Genomic DNA, 19,515 nt, shown 5'->3' on the forward strand with positions numbered 1-19,515 from the left:
GTGGCCCGTCTATTTTTACTGATCCTTTCCGTCTTCTTCGTCAGCGGCGCAGCGGCTCGCGAGAAAGTCGACCTGCTGACCAGCATCAAGCCGCTCCAGCTGATCGCCGCCGCGGTGCAGGATGGCGTCGACGAACCCGCCGTGCTGTTGCCTCCTGGGGCGTCGGCGCATCACTACGCCTTGCGGCCTTCCGACGTACGGCATCTGCAGGCGGCGGATCTGTTCTACTGGATCGGCCCGGACATGGAGGTGTTCCTGAAGCCGCTGGTTGCCGGCCGCCGTGGCGCCAGTCAGCAGATCCAGGCGCTGCCGGGCCTGACCCTTCGGCACTTCGGCGAAGCGCACGCGGCGCATGATGATGACCACGACCACGACCACGACCACGACCACGGCGAGCACGATCACGCTCATCGCCCCGGCAGCCTCGACGCCCATCTATGGTTGCTGCCGGCCAATGCACTGGTCATCGCCGAGAAGATGGCCGGCGATCTGGCTGCGCTCGACCCGACCAATGCCCAGCGCTATCAGGCCAACCTTGCCGCCTTCCGGCAACGGTTGGGCGAGCTCGACCAGCGCCTGCAGGCGCGCCTGGCGCGGGTGGGTGATCAACCCTTCTTCGTTTTCCACGAGGCCTACGACTATTTCGAAGCCGCCTACGGGCTTCGTCACGCCGGCGTCTTCAGCGCGGGTGGCGAGGCCCAGCCCGGCGCCCGGCACGTCGCCCAGATGCGCCAGCGCCTGCAGCAGGCGGGGCCCAGCTGCGTGTTCTACGAACCACCGGCCCGGCCGCGCCTGGCGCAGACCCTGAGCCGCGGCTTGCCGGTGCAACTGGCCGAACTCGATGCCCTGGGCAGCGGTATCACGGCGGATGCGCGGGGTTACGAGCGCCTGCTGGAATCGCTGGGCTCCACGCTTGCCGAGTGTCTGGAAGGCCTGTAGGGCGCGCCACGAGCGGGTTCTCGCATCCGGTGCCATCGGTCGGGAATCCGCTGGGCGAACGGCAAGTTGATGAATGTCATACCCTCGCAGGACGCTCTGGCTTAAGCTTGCGCTTTTCCCATTTGCATGAGGATGCGCAGCGCATGGCGAAGACGGGCGGGCCGGTCGCGGCAGAAATCAAGAACACTTCGGGCATCGCCTTGCAGCCGGCTTCCGAAGACATCTGGGCGCAGAAGTATCGCCTGACCAGCAAGGACGGCACCCCCGTCGACGAGAGCGTCGACGCCACCTGGCAGCGGGTCGCCCGCGCCCTGGCGGACGTCGAGCCGGAAGGCAAGCGTGAGCCGTGGTACGAGCGGTTCCTCTGGGCGCTGCGCAACGGCGCCATTCCGGCCGGGCGGATCATTTCCAACGCCGGCGCGCAGGACTACAAGCCGGCCACCTCGACCATCAACTGCACCGTTTCCGGCACCATCGACGACTCGATGGACGAGATTCTCGGCAAGGTCCACGAGGCCGGGCTGACGCTCAAGGCCGGTTGCGGCATCGGCTACGAATTCAGCACCCTGCGTCCGCGTGGCTCCTTCGTCTCCGGGGCCGGCGCGCATACCAGCGGGCCGCTGTCGTTCATGGATATCTTCGACAAGATGTGCTTCACCGTCAGCTCCGCCGGCGGACGCCGCGGCGCGCAGATGGGCACCTTCGATGTCGGCCATCCGGACGTGCGCGAATTCATCCGCGCCAAGCGCGAAGACGGTCGCCTGCGCCAGTTCAACCTCAGCCTGCTGATCACCGACGAGTTCATGCAGGCGGTGGAGAACGACGCCGAATGGCCGCTGATCTTCCCGCTGCACCTCAAGGAAAAGGCCGAGCTGGACCTGGACGACCCCGAGCAGGTCGTCTGGCGCGAATGGCCCACCCACGAGGGCTATATCGTGCGCGAAGACGGCCTGGTCGCCTGCCGCGTCTACGGACGGGTGAAGGCGCGTCATTTGTGGGACATGATCATGGTCTCCACCTACGACTACGCCGAGCCGGGCTTCATCCTCATCGATCGCGTCAACCAGCTGAACAACAACTGGTGGTGCGAAGCGATCCGGGCGACCAACCCCTGCGGCGAGCAGCCATTGCCACCCTACGGCTCCTGCCTGCTGGGCTCGATCAACCTGACCTCCTTCGTCATCGACCCCTTCGGCACGGAAGCGCGTTTCGACTGGGACAAGTACCGCGAAGTGGTGCGCATCTTCACCCGCATGCTGGACAACGTGGTGGAGATCAACGGCCTGCCGCTGGAGAAGCAGCGTCACGAGATCGAGCACAAGCGTCGTCACGGCATGGGCTTCCTGGGCCTGGGCTCGACCCTGACGCTGCTCAAGATGCGTTATGGCAGCCCGGAATCCTGTGTGTTCACCGAGGAAGTGGCCCGCGAAATGGCGCTGGTCGGCTGGGAAGTGGCACTGGATCTGTCCCGCGAGAAGGGCCCGGCACCGCTGCTGGCGGAAACCTTCGAAGTCACCGCCGAGATGCTGCGCAAGCGTCCGGAAATGAAGAAGGACGGCTACAAGGTCGGCGATCAGGTGGCCGGCCGCGTGCTGCACGCCAGGTATTCGCGCTACATGCAGAAGATCGCCGAGTACGCCCCTGAGCTGATCGAGGCGCTGGCCGAGGAGGGCGCGCGCTTCACCCATCACAGCTCCATCGCGCCCACCGGCACCATCAGCCTGAGCCTGGCCAACAACGCGTCCAACGGCATCGAGCCGAGCTTCGCCCACCACTACTCGCGCAACCTGATCCGCACCGGCCGCAAGGCCAAGGAAAAGATCGAGGTGTTCAGCTACGAGTTGCTGGCCTACCGCGCGCTGATCAATGGCCAGGCCAAGCCGGGCGCCGAGGAGGCAGGGCAGAAGTTGCCCGAATACTTCATCACCGCCGACGACATCACCCCGACCCAGCACGTCGACATCCAGGCCGCCGCGCAGAAGTGGGTCGACTCCTCGATCTCCAAGACCGCCAACGTGCCCACCGACTATCCCTTCGAGGCGTTCAAGGACATCTATCGCTACGCCTGGCGCCAGGGGCTCAAGGGTTGCACCACCTTCCGCTTCAACCCGGCCGCTTTCCAGGGCGTGCTGGTCAAGGAGGCCGATCTGGAGAAGACCCTGTACCAGTTCGTTCTCGAGGACGGCAGCGTGGTCGAGCTCAAGGGTAACGAAGAGGTGGAGTACGACGGCGAGGTGAACACCGCCGCCAACCTGTTCGATGCGCTGAAAGAAGGCTACTACGGCAAGTACTGAGCACAATTTGATGCCTGGGCCGCCCATGCGGCCCGGCCGGAGAGATTCGCAATGACTGTAAAGATCAAGCAGCGCATCAAGGGTTTCAAGGTGGTCGACGAGGCCCTCGAGCGCCCCGCCGCCAGCGAGACCAGCGCGCCCGCCAAGCCCAGCGTGGTGGAGATGCATGAAAGCCTGCAGCGCCCGGAAACGCTGATCGGCATGACCTACAAGATCAAGTCGCCGCTGTTCGAGCACGCGCTCTACGTGACCGTGAACGACATCGTGCTCAACGCCGGCACGCCGCACGAGCAGCGTCGGCCGTTCGAGATCTTCATCAATTCGAAGAACATGGACCACTTCCAGTGGATCGTCGCGCTCACCCGGATCATGTCCGCGGTGTTCCGCAAGGGCGGCGACTGCACCTTCCTGGTGGAAGAGCTGAAGGCGGTGTTCGATCCGCGCGGCGGCTACCTGAAGAAGGGTGGCGTCTACATGCCTTCCATCGTCGCTGAGATCGGCGGTGTGCTGGAGCGGCACCTGATCTCCATCGGCCTGCTCGAAGGCCAGGCGCTGGACGAAACCCAGCTCAAGTACCTGGCAGAAAAACGCGCCGCCTACGAAGCCAGCCAGGGTGCCGTGGCGCTGGAGCCGGGCGATGGCTTCCCGGCCGGTGCGCAGCTGTGCAACAAGTGCAACACCCAGGCGGTGGTGCAAATGGACGGTTGCGCCACCTGTCTGAACTGCGGTTATTCGAAGTGCGGCTAGCCAGCTGAAAGGCGCTAATCGCGAGCTCGCTCGCTCCTACGGTGTGTTGCAATGTAGGAGCCAGCTTGCTGGCGAGCCGTCTGCAATGACGTCCGGGAGCGTCAGGGAATGCTCTAGCAGGCCGTTGAAAAACTACCTACGTTGCCATTGCTGCGTTAAAAACAGGCTCAAAATGCTCATTTAGAACACCTAAACTGCGCTTTTTCGCCTGTTTTTGCCTTGCACTGGCTGCCTCGCCTACATTTTTCAACGGCCTGCTAGCTGACCAGCGTCGCGGACAGGCTGATCCGGGCGTTGAGCACCTTGGAGACCGGGCAGCCTTCTTTCGCCTGGTTGGCGATCTGCTGAAATTGCGCTTCGTCGGCGCCGGGTATCCGGGCCTCCAGGGTCAGGGCGATGGCGGTGATGGCGAAGCCTTCGCCTTCCTTGTCCAGCGTCACTTCGGCCCGGGTCTCGATGCGCTCGGCGGTGAGTCCCGCCTGGCCCAGCATCAGCGATAGGGCCATGGAAAAGCACCCGGCATGGGCCGCGCCGATCAGCTCCTCCGGGTTGGTGCCGGGCGCATCCTCGAAGCGGGTGTTGAACCCGTAGGGATTGTCCTTCAGGGCGCCGCTCTGCGTGCTGATGGTGCCCTTGCCGGTTTTCAGGTCGCCTTGCCAGACGGCCGATGCTGTCTTCTTCATCGAGTCGGTTCTCCGTTGTTCGTCGGGCCGGACGGCCCCGTCAGTTCTGTTCCGCCGCCAGAATGGCGCTGGCCAGTTCCATGTCGCTGGCCTGCAGCTGCGGTTGCTGCTGGCGCAGCTGTCGCAACGTGGCTTCCAGGTGCGGGCCGCGAATCGCGCCGTCGCTGGCGACGAAGCTGCCGGCGTCTTCGCGAGCGGCCGCTACCAGCTTGTTGTCCTTGAAGGTTAGGTAGGTCGATGCGGTGGTGGCACCCGAGGAAAGGATGTCCCGTACCAGGCCATCGGCCAGGGCTGCGCCGAGCGGTATGACGCTCAGCGCGACGATTGCCAGAGTCTTCTTGATCATGTTCAGCGCCTCCATCCGGTTCTCTGTTTGAGAGTCGGCGGGCGAGCGCAGAGTTCCGGTTGGAGGATCAGCCGTCGCGCCCGATCAGCTGGCGGACCTTGGTGGCCAGTACGTCGATGTTGAAGGGCTTGGCCAGCATGTCCATGCCGGGGCCGAGGAAATCGCCGCGCACCTCGGCATTCGGCGCGTAGCCGGTAATGAACAGCACTTTCAGCTCGGGGCGGTGCTGGCGAGCGATTTCCACCAGCTGGTGGCCGTTCATGCCGGGCAACCCGAAATCGCTGACCAGCAGGTCGACGCGCTGGTCGCTGCGCAGCACCGGCAGGGCGCTGTTGGCATCCACGGCTTCGAGTACCTGGTAGCCCAGCTCCTCCAGCACTTCGAGCACCAGCATGCGCACCGCGGCCTCGTCCTCAACCACCAGTACCGTCTCGCCCTGCAGCGCGCCGGGGATGGCGCTGAAGCCGGTCTCCTCGGGTACGTCAGCGGTCGGCTGCAAGCAGTTGCGCGGCAGGAACAGGGTGATCAGGGTGCCCTGCCCGACCGTGCTGTCGATGCGCACATGGCCGCCGGTCTGTTTGACGAAGCCGTAGACCATCGACAGGCCGAGGCCGGTCCCCTGGCCGATGGGTTTGGTGGTGAAGAAGGGATCGAAGGCCTTGGTCACGACTTCCGCCGGCATGCCCGAGCCGCTGTCGGCCACGCTGAGGGTGACGTAGTCGCCGGGTGTCGGGTTGTCCGGCTGGGAGTCGCTGATTCGCACGCAACCGGTCTGGATGGTGATGCGACCGCCGCCCTCCATGGCGTCACGGGCGTTGATCACCAGGTTCAGCAGGGCGTTTTCCAGTTGATGGGCGTCGGTGTAGGCCAGCCAGGGGTCGGGCTGCAGCCGGGTGTTCAGCTGGATGTGCTCGGCCATGGTGCGCCTGAGCATGTCCTCCATGGAGATCACCAGCTGGTTGACATCCACCGGTTTGGGATCGAGCGACTGGCGCCGGGCGAAGGCCAGCAGACGATGAGTCAACGCCGCCGCGCGATTGGCCGAGGTCACCGCGGCGTCGATGTAGCGCTCCAGGTCGACGCTGCGCCCGCTGGCGAGCCGCCGCTGGATCAGGTCGAGGGCACCGAGCACACCGGTGAGCATGTTGTTGAAATCGTGGGCGAGGCCGCCGGTCAGCTGGCCGATGGCTTCCATCTTCTGCGCATGGCGCAGGGCGTCCTCGGCGCGTTCGCGTTCGCCCATCTCCAGGTGCAGGCGATGGTTGATCTCTGCCAGTTCGCGGGTTCGCTCGGCGACGCGCCTTTCAAGATTGTCGTTGAGCTCGCGCAGTGCCTCTTCGGCCGTCACCTGGGCGGTGATGTCGGTATTGGTGCCGAACCAGTGGATGACCTGGCCTAGTTCGTCGCGAATCGGCAGGGCACGGGCGAGGAACCAGCGGTACTTGCCGTCCTTGCCGCGCAAGGGGAAGGTTTCCTCCCAGATCGAACCGATCGCCACGGCGCGCTTCATCGAGGTGCTCACCCGGACGTGATGGTCGGGATGATGCACCGCACGCCAGCCCAGGGCGCGCATGGCTTCCAGCGTGGTGCCGGTGTAGTCGTACCAGCGCTTGTTGTACCAGTAGATGCGGCCTGCGGGGTCGGCCATCCAGGCGAACTGGCTCATGTTGTCGGCCAGGGTGCGGAACTGCTCCTCGCTGGCGCGCAGGGCCCGTTCCGCGCGCATGCGTTCATCGGCGGTCCAGGCCCGGTCGGCCACTTCGCGGATGAAGGAAATGTCGTCCTCGAGCCAGGCGCGCGGCTGATCCTGCAGCAGCACCAGCGCCGCGCTGAGCCGGCCCTGTTCCTGCAGCGGGACGCACACCAGGCTCTGGATGCGCCGGGCGCGCAGGCTCGCGGCCTGGGAGGCGGTGCGCACGTCGTGCAGCACGTCGTCGACCACCACCAGCTCGTCATTCTGCAGGTCGTAGAGGAAATCGCCATAATCGGCGAAGCACATGCGCTCCTGATAGACGTTGAGCGAGCCATTGCTCCAGTAACGCTCGATGGTGGCGTACTGGCCGCCCGGATCGATGCTGGCGAAGGCGGCGCGGCTGACGTTCAGCGTGGTGCCCAGGGCGCGCACCGCGGCGTTGGCGATGGTCAGGCTGTCGGGTTGCTCGCGCAACAGGTCGCTGAGCCCCATCAGTGCGGCCTGGCGTTGCTCGGCCAGGTGCCGTTCCTCGATCTGTTCTTCGAGCAGCGCGTTGATGCGCAACAGCTTCTGCGCGGCATTGCGCTCGGCGGTGATGTCCCGCGCGGTGCCCAGCAGGCGGATGTTGCCGCGAGCATCGACCAGACGCCGGCCGCGATTGGCGAACCAGCGGAACTGGTTGGTGCGGCTGTCGTAGATCCGGTATTCCAGGCTCAGCTCGCCGTCGCCCTTGCCTTCCAGTGCTTCGCTGATGGCGCCTATCAACACGCCGCGATCGTCGGCATGTACCCGCGCAAACAGGTCGGCCGCCTGGAAACCGCGCTGATCGGCTGCCAGCCCTGCCATCGCCTTGAGCTGGGTATCCCAGATCAGTTCCTGGCGGCTGACGTCGTATTCCCAGACGCCGATCGAGGCGATCTCGTTGGCCAGGCTGATTCGCTGTTCGGCGTCGAGCAGGGCCTTACGGGCGCAGGCGCGTTCATTGGCGCTGCGAATGCGCTCGACCATTTCACGAACCAGGCCGAGGTCGGTCTGACTCCAGCTGCGAGGCTGATTGCAGGCGAACAACAGGAAGGTCGGCCGGGCGGTTTCCTCGGGCAGGGGGGCGAGCAGCAGGCTCTGGCTGGCGAAGTGTTCATGCAGGGGCGAATGCTGGCCGCCGGCGAGCAGGTCGTCGAGCGGGACGATGGCGCCCTGTTCCACGTGGCGGCGTAGTGGTTGACCCAGCTCTCCCAGCGGATGACGGCCGACTCGGTCGGTGCTGCCACCGTTGTGCCATTCCTCGGCGATCAGCAGGTCGCCGTGCTCGTCGAGACAGCCATAGGCAATGCGCTCGACGCCGAACAGCCGACCGAGCCTGCCGCCGAGAATCGCGCTGAAATCGACGCGCTCGACGGCTTCCTGCAATTGGTCGCTGAGCTCCAGCAGGAACGCCTGCAGCGCCTCGCCACGTACCCGTTCGCTGATGTCGGTGAAGGTGCAGATTGCGCCTTGCAGCACGCCTTCGCGGTACAGCGGGGCCACCCGATATTCCACCGACAGGCTGCTGCCATCCTGGCGGTAGAGCAGCTCATGTTCGGCGTGGGCCGGCTCGCCGGTACGCGCGGTGTGCCGGATCGGGCAATGCTCTGGCTCGTAGGTAGTGCCATCCGGATGGCCGTGGCGGACGACTTCGCACAACTGCCGTCCCAGGACCTCGTCCTTGCTGGCGAAGCCGAGCAGCCTGACGAACGCCTGGTTGCACATGGTGATCTGGCCATCGGTGTCGATGGAGTAGAAACCCTCGCTGACCGAATCCAGCAGCAGCCGGGTGAAGGCCTCGCTCTCCAGGCGATCGCTGTCGGCCCGGCGGCGATCGTCGATGTCCTGGGCGGCGAAGATCCAGTGCAGCAGCTCGCCGTTCTCGTCGTAGACGGGAGCGCCGCGTGCCTGGAACCAGCGCAGGGCACCATCGGCATCCAGCAGGGGCAGATCGAGCGTGCCAGGGAGCTTGGAGCGCAGAATATGCCGCCACTGCTCGAGCACCTGCTCGCGCTTGTCCTCGCTGACGGCGGCGAGCCAGCCGTCACCGCGTGAATCCTCCGCCGACAGGTCGGTGAAGGTGGACCAGTAGCCGTTGCAGAAACTCAGCGCGCCGTCCGGCTCGCATTGCCAGATCACCTGCGGGCTGAGGTCGACGAGTGCGCGGTAGCGCTGTTCGGCCTTCCAGGTCGCGGCCTGCTGGAGGCGGGTGGCGGTCAGGTCGCGCAGGATCTTGACGAAGCCACGGAGGGCGCCGCGCTCGTCCTTCATCGGCATCATCACGCCGCTGGCCCAGAACTGCGTGCCGTCCTGGCGCTGGTGCCAACGCTCGTCGAGGGCCGAGCCGCGTTCCTGGGCCGTGCGCATTTCCGCTTCCAGAACGCCCTGGGCGCGGTCTTCGGGAGTGAAGATGCAGCGTGCGGCGCGACCGATGATTTCCGTCGCCTGCCAGCCGAGGATGCGCTGCGCCCCTTCGTTCCAGCTGGTGATCTCGCCTTGTGGGCTGCAGGTGAGAATGGCGTAGTCCACGGCGCTGTCGATGATCTGGCGGTTGCGCTCGTCGATGTGCCGCGTCCGGCGCAGTTCCAGCGCCGCCGTCGCCTGGCGCGCCAAGGCTTGGAGGTGCCCGAGCTGGCGCGCCGTCAGCTGGCGCGGTTGGTCGTCGAACAGGCAGAAGGTTCCCAGTGGCAAGCCTTCAGGCGTGCGCAGCACGGCGGCGGCATAAAAGCCGGACCTGCCACTGGCGGCGGCCTCCGGCTCCTGCGAGAGGTCTTCGATCACCAACGGATCGGTTTGCAGAATGGCGCGGGCGCAGAGCGAACCGTCGCGTGGCTGGCTGGTGCCACGCGGCCCGCCCGCGGCGGCCTTGCACCACAGGCGAGTATCGGCCACGAAATGGATGGCGGCGCTGGAGACGGCGCAGAGATCGACCGCCAGCTCGACCAGATCATCGAAGGATGTCTCGGCCGGGGTATCCAGAATGCAATAGCCGATCAGCGCCGCTAATCGGTCATCTTCGTCCCATGATGCGTTGGCGCTCGGTTCTGCGTTCAAGAGTTCTGCTCGGCTATCCATGGCGCCATTTGGAGTGTTGGGGCAGTCGTGCATACGGTGCTCGCCTCGAGTCGCCCGTGTGCAGCCCCATGATTCACGTCCGTCAGCCGAATGATTGTCCCGGTTATGGTTGCAAGCAAGTCAAATTAGACGAGATCGCATTCGGCGTAGCGCTGCCCGAGGATGCTGCGAATCGCGTCACGCTCGGCCGGTCGCTCGGCGTCATGCCAATGGGCTGAGCAAGAGACTTCTCGAAGGGTGACTTGGTTCCTCCGCCAGCGTTGTCGCGGGCGCTCAGGTACCCGTCCGTGCCTTGTCCAGCGCCCGGATCAATGCAGCGTCCCGCTGGTAGATATCGGGCCGGTAGAACGGCTGGCCGGATGCGTCGGCTCCGGCGGTCCAGTAGGCGAGCAGGATCGGCATCGGCTGCGACAGGCGGAACTCCACCGTCTTGCCGCTTTCCAGCAGCTGGGTCACCCGTTCGCGCTCGGCCTCGGTCAGCAACAGCTCGACCAGTTGCATCACTGATTCGACCCGCACGCAACCGGAACTGAAGGCCCGGGGCGCCCTGGCGAACAGCTGCTGGCTGGGCGTGTCGTGCAGGTAGATGGAGAAGGGGTTGGCGAAGCGAATGGCGACCCGGCCCAGTGGATTGCTCGGGCCGGCCGCCTGGCGCAGCATGATGGCACCGGGGGCCGCCCAGTTCACCGATGCGGGATCCAGCTGCTTGCCCTGCGGGTCGAGCACCTGCAACTGCTGCTGCTCGAGATAGGCGAGGTCCTGGCGGATCTTCGGCAGCTTGTCCTCGCGCATGATCGTCGGCGGTACCGTCCAGGTCGGGTTGAGCGTCAGGCGGTTGACCCTGGACTTGATCGCCGGGGTCTGCCGCGCCGCGCGACCGACCTGCGTGCGGGCTTCCCAGCGGGCTTGGTGATTCCGGAAATAGATCACCCGGCCTCCGGCGATATCCACCAGCAGCGAGTCGGCCTCGATGTCGCCGGCCAGCCAGCGGAAGCGCTCGAGGTTGGCCCTGAGCTGGTCGAGCCGGTCCGCTGGCGTGGCGTTCAGCGCGGCGAGGGTGCCGGCACCCAGAACACCATCGTCCTGCAGGGCATGCTGCGCCTGGAAGCGCTTGAGAGCTTCCACCAGCATGGGGCCGTGACGGTCGTCCGCGCCGTCGAGCGGCAACGCGGTTTCGAGATAGCCTTCGCTGGCCAGGCGCTCGCGCAACGAGGGTACGCGCGGGTCGCTCATCCCCGGGCGTAGGGTCTGGCCGGCGGGAATGTTCGGCCAGGCGGGTGCTGGCGTGTCGCGCAGGCGGACGTAGGCCTTGCGCAGGTTTCGGTACTGTTCGATCGCCGGGCGAGCCTGGTCGAATGCCTGCTCGGGGTTGGCCAGCCCCTGTTCGGCCAACTGCAGCACCCGTTGCGACGAGACGGTTTCGCTGGCCGATGAGCTGTGCCAGACCGGTTCCAGCTGTTCCTGGTGCAGGCGACCCTGGCTCAGATGCTGCAACGCCAGCACATAGGCGTGGCTGGCCAGGACGTCGCTGCACGGGCGATGCAACGGATCGGCGGTCGCCGTCTGCAACTGGCGGCCAACCTGCTGCGGCTGGTAGAGCGCAGAGTCCAGGCCGTCGTCGGTCAGCGCTTCGAGTTGAGCGACGAGGTTCTGGATCTGTGCATAGGAGGTCCAGAGCGGTTCGAAGCCATGCCGACGATAAAGCTCGGACAGGCGAACCAGCGCCGCCTGGTCGAGCGTGCGGGGCGCCGCCGGGCAGCTCTCGAGGTGTTCGAGCACGCCTCGAATGGCTTCGGGCGGGTTTTCCACCGGTTCGGCAAGGCTCGTCAGCGGTATGAACAACAAGCCGAACAACAGACGAAATGCACGTTTTTTGAACAAGGCTCCACTCCGGTTCGTCCCGATGACTGCTAGACTGCGCCGCTGATACCGGCTGCGGCTACTGGGGTAAACCAGTTTCACTCAAGCCATAAAACATGTTTCGCCAGGTGGTTGCCTGGCTTGTTCGCTACCTGCAATAGCGAGTGGTTGCCTGCGGATCCGTATTCCTGGGTCGCGGCGCCAAGGGGTTTCTCAAACAATGCGCGTGTCCATCCGACGCCTTCTGCTCGTCGCCGGCCTTCTCACGTTGCCGCATGCGGTGCTGGCAGCGAGTGCTTCCTACCAGCCACTGGTCGACGATCTGGCCAGCAAGGCGCCAAACCTCGATCGTCAGGTACTGACCCATGCCGTGGCCGCCATGCAATGTGCGGTGAACAACGGCGCCGTTGCGGCACAGCGACTGGCAGTGATCGATTTCTCCCTGCCGTCTTCAGAACGGCGACTCTGGATCTTCGACCTTCAACGCGGGCGATTGTTGCTCGAGGATTTCGTCGCCCACGGGCAGAAATCCGGTGACAACCAGGCCACACGCTTTTCCAACGTGGTGGGCAGTCACCAGTCGAGCATCGGCCTGTTTCGCACGGCCGAGAGCTACAGCGGCAAGCACGGCTACTCGCTGCGCATGGACGGGCTCGAACCCGGGGTGAACGACCGCGCCCGCGAGCGCGCGATCGTCATCCATCCGGCGGACTATGTGAATCCCGCCTGGATCGCCACCCAGGGCCGCATCGGCCGCAGCCAGGGCTGCCCGGCGGTGCGCCCGGAAGTGGCGCGCATGGTGGTCGATAGTCTCAAGGGCGGGCAGTTCATGTTCTCCTGGTATCCCGACCAGGACTGGCTGCAGTCCTCGGCCTACCTCAATTGCGAGCCTGCGCGCGTGGCGGGAATACTGGCGGCGCGGCAGGGCTGAATCGACTGCAAGCAGCGTAGGGCCGAACTTGTTCGGTTTGCTTGCGCACACCTTCGGCCGAATGAGTTCGGCCATACGGCGATGGCTCGACCGCGAACGAAGCGTCAGTCTGACGTAGGGTGGATCACGCTTCACCGATCCACCGGGTGGCGATCCACCGGGTGGCGCCCCACCGGGGCGGAGTTCTGGTGGATGTATAAAGCGACATTCACCCTACAACAGCCTCCAGCCTCCCGCTTATTTCTGCTCGCTCTGCGGCGTCACCCGCAGCACTTCCTCCAGCGTGGTCAGCCCCGCCGCGATCTTCTGCGCGCCGGACAGGCGCAGGCTGTGCGTGCCGTCCTTGAAGGCCTGGCGGCGCAGGGCGATGAGATCGGTGTCGGCGGTGATCAGTGGCTTGATGCCGTCGTTGAGCAGCATGATCTCGTAGACCCCGGCGCGCCCGCGATAACCGGTGTCGCGGCATTCGATGCAACCCACCGCCTGGTGCGCATGGGTCGGCAGCGGCGCATTCCAGGGCTTGGTCAGCGTCTGCCAGTCATCGGCATCCAGCTGCACCGGCGTCTTGCAGTGCGGGCAGAGCGTGCGCACCAGGCGCTGGGCCATGACGCCGAGCAACGTCGCCTTGAGCAAATAGTGCGGCACGCCCAGTTCCAGCAGGCGGGTGATGGCGCTGGGCGCGTCGTTGGTGTGTAGGGTGGAGAGCACCAGATGGCCGGTCAGGGCCGCCTGGATCGCCATTTCGGCGGTTTCCAGGTCGCGGATCTCGCCGACCATGATGATGTCCGGGTCCTGGCGCATCAGCGCGCGCACGCCGCTGGCGAAGCTCAGGTCGATGTTGTGCTGCACCTGCATCTGGTTGAAGGCGCCCTCGATCATCTCGATCGGGTCCTCGATAGTGCAGACGTTCACTTCCGGCGTGGCCAGTTGCTTGAGCGTGGTGTACAGCGTGGTGGTCTTGCCCGAGCCGGTCGGTCCGGTGACCAGGATGATGCCGTTGGGCTGGCGGGTCATGCTCTGCCAGCGGCGCAGGTCCTCGGCGGAAAAGCCCAGCTGGTCGAAGCCCTTGAGCAGCACTTCGGGGTCGAAGATGCGCATCACCATCTTCTCGCCGAAGGCGGTCGGCAGGGTCGAGAGGCGCAGCTCCACCTCGCCACCGTCCGGCGTCTTGGTCTTGACCCGGCCGTCCTGCGGCTTGCGTTTCTCGGCGACGTTCATCCGACCCAGGCTCTTCAACCGGCTGACCACCGCCATGGTCACCTGCGGCGGGAACTGGTAGACGTTGTGCAGCACGCCATCGATGCGAAAGCGCACCGTGCCCTGTTCGCGGCGCGGCTCGATATGGATGTCGCTGGCGCGCTGGTCGAAGGCGTACTGGAACAGCCAGTCGACGATGTTGACGATGTGCGAGTCGTTGGCGTCCGGCTCCTGGTCGCTGGCGCCGAGGTTGAGCAACTGCTCGAAGTTGCCGGTGCCGCTGACCTTCTGGTCCGTGGCGGTGGCGCCGCTGACCGACTTGGCCAGCCGGTAGAACTCCACGGTGAAGCGCTGCAGTTCCGCCGGGTTGGCCACCACGCGCTTGATCGGCCGCTTGAGCACATGGGTGAGGTTGGCTTCCCAGCTCTTGACGAAGGGCTGGGCGCTGGCGATGGTCACCGCCGAGCTGTCCACCGCGACGGCGAGGATCTTGTGGCGCTGGGCGAAGGCGTAGGACATCAGCGGGGTGATGGCCGCGACGTTGATCTTCAGCGGGTCGATGCGCAGGTAGGGCTGCCCGGCCTGATCGGCGAGCCAGAGCGAGAGGGTTTCCAGGTCCAGTTTCTTGCCGGGCCGTGCCAGGTCGTCGAGCTGCTGCGCGGCGAGGAATTCCAGCGGATGCTGCTGGCTGGCCGTCGTGCCGCGACGCAGGGTCAGGCACTGCTCGGCGGTTTCCTGCAGAAGTCGGCCCTGGGCCACCAGATCGCGCAACAGGTCGTTGAGATCGAGGAAGCGGTCGGCAACGGACGGGGCGAAGGCGGACATGAAAGCTCCTGGGAAAATCGATAAGCGCTTGAGACGGGCACTGTAGGGCCGAACTTATTCGGCTACGGATTGGTAAAGGCCGAACAATTTCGGCCCTACAATTCCAGCCTTGAAAGCTTACTTCGTCAGCATCTTCCAGGCCTTGAGCGTCCACACAATACGTGCCTGTTCGATGCGGGCATCGAGCGTTTCGTCGCTCAGTGGCTGCTGCGCCAGTTCGTAAAGCTTGGTCAGTTCGCCGTAGAGACGGTCGGTTTCGGGCACCTCCAGCGTCGTGCGGGCCAGGCGCAGCCAGACCAGCAGCCGCTCCATGCGCGGGCGTTGCTCGGCGAGGTCCTCGGGTTGCTGCTGATAGCGCAACAGCTGCAGTGCCTCGGCTTCCTCGCCTAACAGACGTGGCAGCCAGTTGCCCAGCTCGGCGGCACCTTGGCGATTGCCACGGTTGTTGCGTCCAGCGGTCCAGCCACGTTGCAGCAGCCACAGCGAGGCCTTCAGCGAGAACAGGCCCCAGCGTGGGCGATCGAGCTCGGCGGCGAATTCACCGGGCGCGCTCTGGCGGATCGCTTCGTCGTCCTGGCCGGCTTCGATGCGTGGGCGCCAGTCCTGGATCAGCGCGTCGAGCAGCTCGCGCAGTTCACGGCTGCTGGCGCGCGGTGCGGCCTGGCCGAGGCTGCCGAGCAGGGCGCGCAGGTCAACAAGTTGCTGCAGCCACTGGCCAAGCAGTTTCCAGTGGCCATTGAAGCGGTACTGCTCGGCCAGACGCTGGCTGTTGCCCAGCAGGTGCCAGGCCAGCGCGGCGAAGGCGTCGTCCAGCGCCATGCTCGCTTCGAGGGTCGGTGCCGGCAGGTTCAGCGCATAGCTGTCGGCGTCGTGCAGGCGATAACCGCGTTCGGCCTTGCTGATGTCGCAGGGCATCAGCGGCAGGTCGGCGGCCAGTTCGGCGGCCAGCTCCAGCAGCGCTTCGGGCTCGCCCTGGCGCAGTTCCAGTTCCAGCTCGCAGATTTCCTCGGCGTGCTTGCCGACCAGCACCTGGCCCAGGTCCAGCGCCGCTTCGATCACGACCCTGGCCTTGCCGCGGCCCCAGGCGATCTCGGCCTTTTCGCGAACGAAGTCGGTGGTGAAGATCGGCTTGAGGGTTTTCTTGTCCAGTTCAGCGAGTGCCGCCGGCCAGCAGTCGTCGGTGAGCTTCTTCGGGTCCAGCTTGGCCTTGTCCAGGTACCAGTCCCACTCGTTGCGCTCGGACAGGCCGGCTACGCTCTGGCCACGGCTCTTCAGCGTCTGGATGAACTGATCGCCGTCGCGGCGCAGGCGCAGCGCGACTTTCGCCTGAGCCAATTCACGCCCGGGCGTGTCGTAGTACTGATTGAACAGTTCGTGGCGCTGCCAGCCGCTCTTGTTGCGTTTCTTCAGCAACGGGTGGTCGCGCAAGGCCGCGAGGGTTTCGCGACTGGCGCGCAGTTTGATTTCGGTTTCTTTCTGCATGTTGCCGACCGGTGCCTATACCAAGTTTGTGTTACCGCTTGATGTCATACGGTAGCAGGCGTGATGGCCTGTCCGTATACTTGCCGCCTTCTGAAGCCGGGGTATTCCCTATGCCAATCAATCCATTCGTCAGCCTGTTCGGGCGCTCGCCCATCGGCCCGATGCAGCAGCACATGGCCAAGTCCCACGAATGCGCCGCCAACCTGGTGCCCCTGTTTCAGGCGATCACGGAAGAAGACTGGGAACGGGTCGAGCAGATCCAGAAAGAGATGGCTCAGCTGGAGAACGAGGCTGACAAGCTCAAGAAGAATGTTCGCCAGCACCTGCCCAAGAGTCTGTTCCTGCCGGTGCCGCGCTCTGATCTGCTGGAACTGCTGAGTGTACAGGACAAGATCGCCAACCGCGCCAAGGACATCGCCGGTCTGATGTTGGGCCGCTGCATGACCATTCCGGTGCCGCTGCAACCGAAGATGCTGGCTTTCGTTCAGCGCAGCGTCGATGCCAGCAGCCAGGCGCTCAAGGCACTCAAGGAGCTTGATTCACTGCTCGAAACCGGCTTCAGCGGGCGCGAAGCAGCACATGTCGAAAGCATGGTCGAGGAGCTCGAGGAAATCGAGCGCGAAACCGATCGCATGCAGATCACGGTTCGTCGTGAACTGTACAGGCTGGAAAAGGAATTGCCTCCGGTAGACGTCATGTTCCTCTACAAGATCATCGAATGGATCGGTGACGTGGCTGACCGCGCCGAGCGCGTCGGCAATCGTCTGGAACAATTGCTGGCGCGTTGAGCGCCAGCATCCTTTCTGGTTCAACAGGTAAATCTTTATGTCTTTTGTCTCGGAATACGGCTTCGTACTCCTGGTGCTCGCCTGCGCGTTCGGTTTTTTCATGGCCTGGGGCGTTGGCGCCAACGATGTGGCCAACGCCATGGGTACGTCGGTCGGCTCGCGTGCGCTGACCATCAAGCAAGCCATTCTGATCGCAATGGTTTTCGAGTTCTGCGGCGCTTATCTGGCGGGCGGGCAGGTCACTGAGACCATCAAGAACGGCATCGTCGATGCCGAACTGATACCGCCGGACCTCTTTATTCTCGGCATGATGTCCTCGTTGCTGGCCGCCGGCACCTGGCTGTTTATTGCCTCGATTCGCGGCTGGCCGGTTTCAACCACCCATTCCATCGTCGGCGCGGTGATCGGTTTCGCCGCCGTGGGCATTTCGGCTGATGCGGTCCACTGGGGTGCCATCGGACCCATCGTCGCCAGTTGGGTGGTAACGCCTTTCATGTCCGGTGTGATCGCCTTTGGCCTGTTCATGAGCGTGCAGGCGCTGATCATGAACACCGATAACCCGTTCAAGAACGCCAAGCGCTATGTGCCGCTGTATATGTTCCTGACCGGTTTCATGGTCGCGCTGATGACCTTCACTAAGGGTCTGAAACACGTTGGTATCGACCTGAACACCCCGCAGAGCCTGATGCTCTCGGTGGGCCTGGGCCTGCTTGTGGCGCTGCTGGGCATGGCGCTGCTGACCCGCATTCAGGTGGACGAGGAGGCCGACCGGGCGTTCCATTTCGCCAGCGTGGAAAAGGTCTTCGCCGTTCTGATGATCTTCACTGCCTGTGCCATGGCCTTCGCTCACGGTGCCAACGATGTGGCCAATGCCGTCGGGCCGCTGGCAGCGGTGGTGGGCGCGATCCAGGCCGGTGGCGACATGACCATCGGCGCCAAGTCCGCCGTGCCGGGATGGGTGCTGCTGCTGGGGGCGGTCGGCATCGTGATCGGCCTGGCTACCTACGGCTACAAGGTGATCGCCACCATCGGTCGGGAAATCACCGAGCTGACCCCCAGTCGCGGCTTCGCCGCCGAGCTGGCGACGGCCACGACAGTGGTCACAGCGTCGGCCCTGGGCCTGCCGATCTCCACCACCCATACACTGGTCGGTGCGGTACTGGGCATCGGTCTCGCTCGTGGTATCGGCGCGCTTAACCTGGGCGTGATTGGCAAGATTTTCACCTCCTGGCTGGTGACGCTGCCGGTTGGCGCTGCACTGTCGATCGTTTTCTTCCTGATCCTCCAGGCGGTCTTCACTTGATGTAGTCCGAGGTTGAAGCTAAGGCGCCCCGCCCAATGGACGGGGCGTTTTGTTTTGAGTTGGCTCCAATTGCAAGGTGTTTCGTGTTTCACTGCGGCATCGTCCGATATCACGGAGGTAGCCGGTGGCCCTTCCCCCGCTCAAGCAGCGTTTCGCCGAACTCATTGCCGCCCCTTCGGTCAGTTGCACCCAGCCGCACTGGGACCAGACCAATCGCCCAGTGATCGAGCTGCTGTCAGCTTGGCTGGGTGGCCTTGGCTTCGCCTGTGAAATTCGGGAAGTAGAGCGCGGCAAGTTCAACCTGCTGGCCAGCTACGGCAGCGGTCCTGGCGGGCTGGTGCTGGCCGGGCACAGCGACACCGTGCCCTTCGATGCGGAGTTGTGGCAGTCCGACCCGCTGCGCCTGCGCGAGGCCGACGACCGCTGGTATGGCCTCGGCAGTTGCGACATGAAGGGCTTCTTCGCGCTGATCATCGAGGCGGTGCTGCCGCTGCTCGACCAGCCGTTCAGGCAGCCGCTGCTGATCCTCGCCACCTGCGACGAGGAAAGCTCCATGTCCGGCGCCCGCGCGTTGGCCGATGCCGGTCGGCCGCTGGGGCGTGCCGCGGTGATCGGCGAGCCCACCGGGTTGCGGCCCGTGCGGCTGCACAAGGGCATCATGATGGAAGGCATCGAGATTCATGGGCAGAGCGGGCACTCCTCCAATCCGGCCTACGGCCATAGCGCGCTGGAAGCCATGCACGGCGTGATGGGCGAGCTGCTGGCGCTGCGTCAGCAATGGCAGCGCGAGTACAACAATCCGCTGTTCGACGTGCCGCAGCCGACGCTCAACCTCGGCTGCATCCATGGCGGCGACAACCCCAACCGCATTTGCGGCCAGTGCGCGCTGGAGTTCGACCTGCGGCCATTGCCGGGGATGGACCCCGAGCAGCTGCGCGCCGCCATTCGCCAGCGCCTGCAGCCGCTGGCCGAACAGCACCAGGTGACGATCGAGCTGGCGCCGCTGTTCCCCAGCGTGCCGCCCTTCGAGCAACCGGCGGGCGGCGAGCTGGTCAGGCTCGCCGAACGGCTGACCGGCCACGCCGCCGAGGCAGTGGCGTTCGCCACCGAAGCGCCTTATCTTCAGCAGCTTGGCTGCGAGACTCTGGTGCTCGGCCCCGGCGACATCGCCTGCGCCCACCAGCCGGACGAATATCTGGATCTCGACAGAATCGAACCCACCGTGAGACTGCTGCGCGCCATGATCGACCACTACTGCCTGCAGCCGGCCAGCCGAGGATAGGAGCAGTTTCGACCATCGAATCTGCTCCCGCGCCCGCATTCCCCACCCG

At 65.0% G+C, this 19,515-nt stretch carries 13 protein-coding genes; 7 read left to right on the forward strand and 6 right to left on the reverse strand.

Annotated elements, in window-relative coordinates:
- From EA795_RS00655 to EA795_RS00665, 3 genes are all read left to right on the forward strand, one after another.
- The gene (locus tag EA795_RS00655; RefSeq protein WP_122074996.1) at positions 1 to 939 is read left to right on the forward strand and encodes a zinc ABC transporter substrate-binding protein; all 939 of its coding nucleotides are present in this window, start codon (positions 1 to 3) and stop codon (positions 937 to 939) included.
- A gap of 143 nt (positions 940 to 1,082) precedes the next feature.
- Positions 1,083 to 3,233 carry an adenosylcobalamin-dependent ribonucleoside-diphosphate reductase gene (locus EA795_RS00660; protein WP_122074998.1) on the forward strand — a complete coding sequence of 717 codons (2,151 nt, stop codon included), beginning with the start codon at positions 1,083 to 1,085 and terminating at the stop codon, positions 3,231 to 3,233.
- Positions 3,234 to 3,284: 51 nt separating this feature from the next.
- Entirely contained in the window at positions 3,285 to 3,980 is a 696-nt protein-coding gene (locus EA795_RS00665) for a TSCPD domain-containing protein (RefSeq protein WP_014854544.1), read from the forward strand.
- 257 nt (positions 3,981 to 4,237) lie between these two features.
- Here the strand turns inward: EA795_RS00665 and EA795_RS00670 are convergent, their stop codons facing one another.
- The 4 genes from EA795_RS00670 to EA795_RS00685 form a co-directional block, all read right to left on the reverse strand.
- On the reverse strand, positions 4,238 to 4,663 hold the full coding sequence (locus EA795_RS00670) for an OsmC family protein (RefSeq protein ID WP_014854543.1): 426 nt from the start codon (positions 4,661 to 4,663) through the stop codon (positions 4,238 to 4,240).
- 40 nt (positions 4,664 to 4,703) lie between these two features.
- A complete protein-coding gene (locus tag EA795_RS00675) occupies positions 4,704 to 5,009 on the reverse strand; it encodes a DUF2388 domain-containing protein (protein ID WP_043942871.1) in 306 nt (101 codons plus the stop codon).
- Positions 5,010 to 5,076: 67 nt separating this feature from the next.
- Positions 5,077 to 9,777 (reverse strand): PAS domain S-box protein, encoded by a 4,701-nt coding sequence (locus EA795_RS00680; protein WP_122075000.1) that lies wholly within the window; start codon positions 9,775 to 9,777, stop codon positions 5,077 to 5,079.
- Between the two features lie 294 nt (positions 9,778 to 10,071).
- The gene (locus EA795_RS00685; protein WP_122075002.1) at positions 10,072 to 11,679 is read right to left on the reverse strand and encodes a L,D-transpeptidase family protein; all 1,608 of its coding nucleotides are present in this window, start codon (positions 11,677 to 11,679) and stop codon (positions 10,072 to 10,074) included.
- Between the two features lie 199 nt (positions 11,680 to 11,878).
- Between EA795_RS00685 and EA795_RS00690 the strand changes: the two genes are divergently transcribed.
- Positions 11,879 to 12,589: a murein L,D-transpeptidase catalytic domain family protein gene (locus EA795_RS00690; RefSeq protein WP_014854539.1), complete on the forward strand. Its 711-nt coding sequence runs from the start codon at positions 11,879 to 11,881 to the stop codon at positions 12,587 to 12,589.
- Between the two features lie 237 nt (positions 12,590 to 12,826).
- Here the strand turns inward: EA795_RS00690 and tfpB are convergent, their stop codons facing one another.
- The gene (gene tfpB, locus EA795_RS00695) at positions 12,827 to 14,611 is read right to left on the reverse strand and encodes a type IV pilus assembly ATPase TfpB (RefSeq protein WP_122075004.1); all 1,785 of its coding nucleotides are present in this window, start codon (positions 14,609 to 14,611) and stop codon (positions 12,827 to 12,829) included.
- 117 nt (positions 14,612 to 14,728) lie between these two features.
- On the reverse strand, positions 14,729 to 16,093 hold the full coding sequence (locus EA795_RS00700) for a CYTH domain-containing protein (protein WP_122075006.1): 1,365 nt from the start codon (positions 16,091 to 16,093) through the stop codon (positions 14,729 to 14,731).
- A 110-nt stretch (positions 16,094 to 16,203) separates the two neighbouring features.
- Between EA795_RS00700 and EA795_RS00705 the strand changes: the two genes are divergently transcribed.
- From EA795_RS00705 to argE, 3 genes are all read left to right on the forward strand, one after another.
- Positions 16,204 to 16,881 (forward strand): TIGR00153 family protein, encoded by a 678-nt coding sequence (locus EA795_RS00705; protein WP_014854536.1) that lies wholly within the window; start codon positions 16,204 to 16,206, stop codon positions 16,879 to 16,881.
- 37 nt (positions 16,882 to 16,918) lie between these two features.
- Positions 16,919 to 18,184, forward strand: coding sequence for an inorganic phosphate transporter (locus EA795_RS00710; protein ID WP_014854535.1), 1,266 nt, complete (start codon positions 16,919 to 16,921; stop codon positions 18,182 to 18,184).
- A 124-nt stretch (positions 18,185 to 18,308) separates the two neighbouring features.
- Positions 18,309 to 19,466: an acetylornithine deacetylase gene (gene argE, locus EA795_RS00715; RefSeq protein ID WP_122075008.1), complete on the forward strand. Its 1,158-nt coding sequence runs from the start codon at positions 18,309 to 18,311 to the stop codon at positions 19,464 to 19,466.
- Positions 19,467 to 19,515: the final 49 nt, after the last annotated feature.

Origin of the sequence: Stutzerimonas nitrititolerans (genome assembly GCF_003696285.1) — a bacterium.
GTDB lineage: Bacteria > Pseudomonadota > Gammaproteobacteria > Pseudomonadales > Pseudomonadaceae > Stutzerimonas > Stutzerimonas nitrititolerans.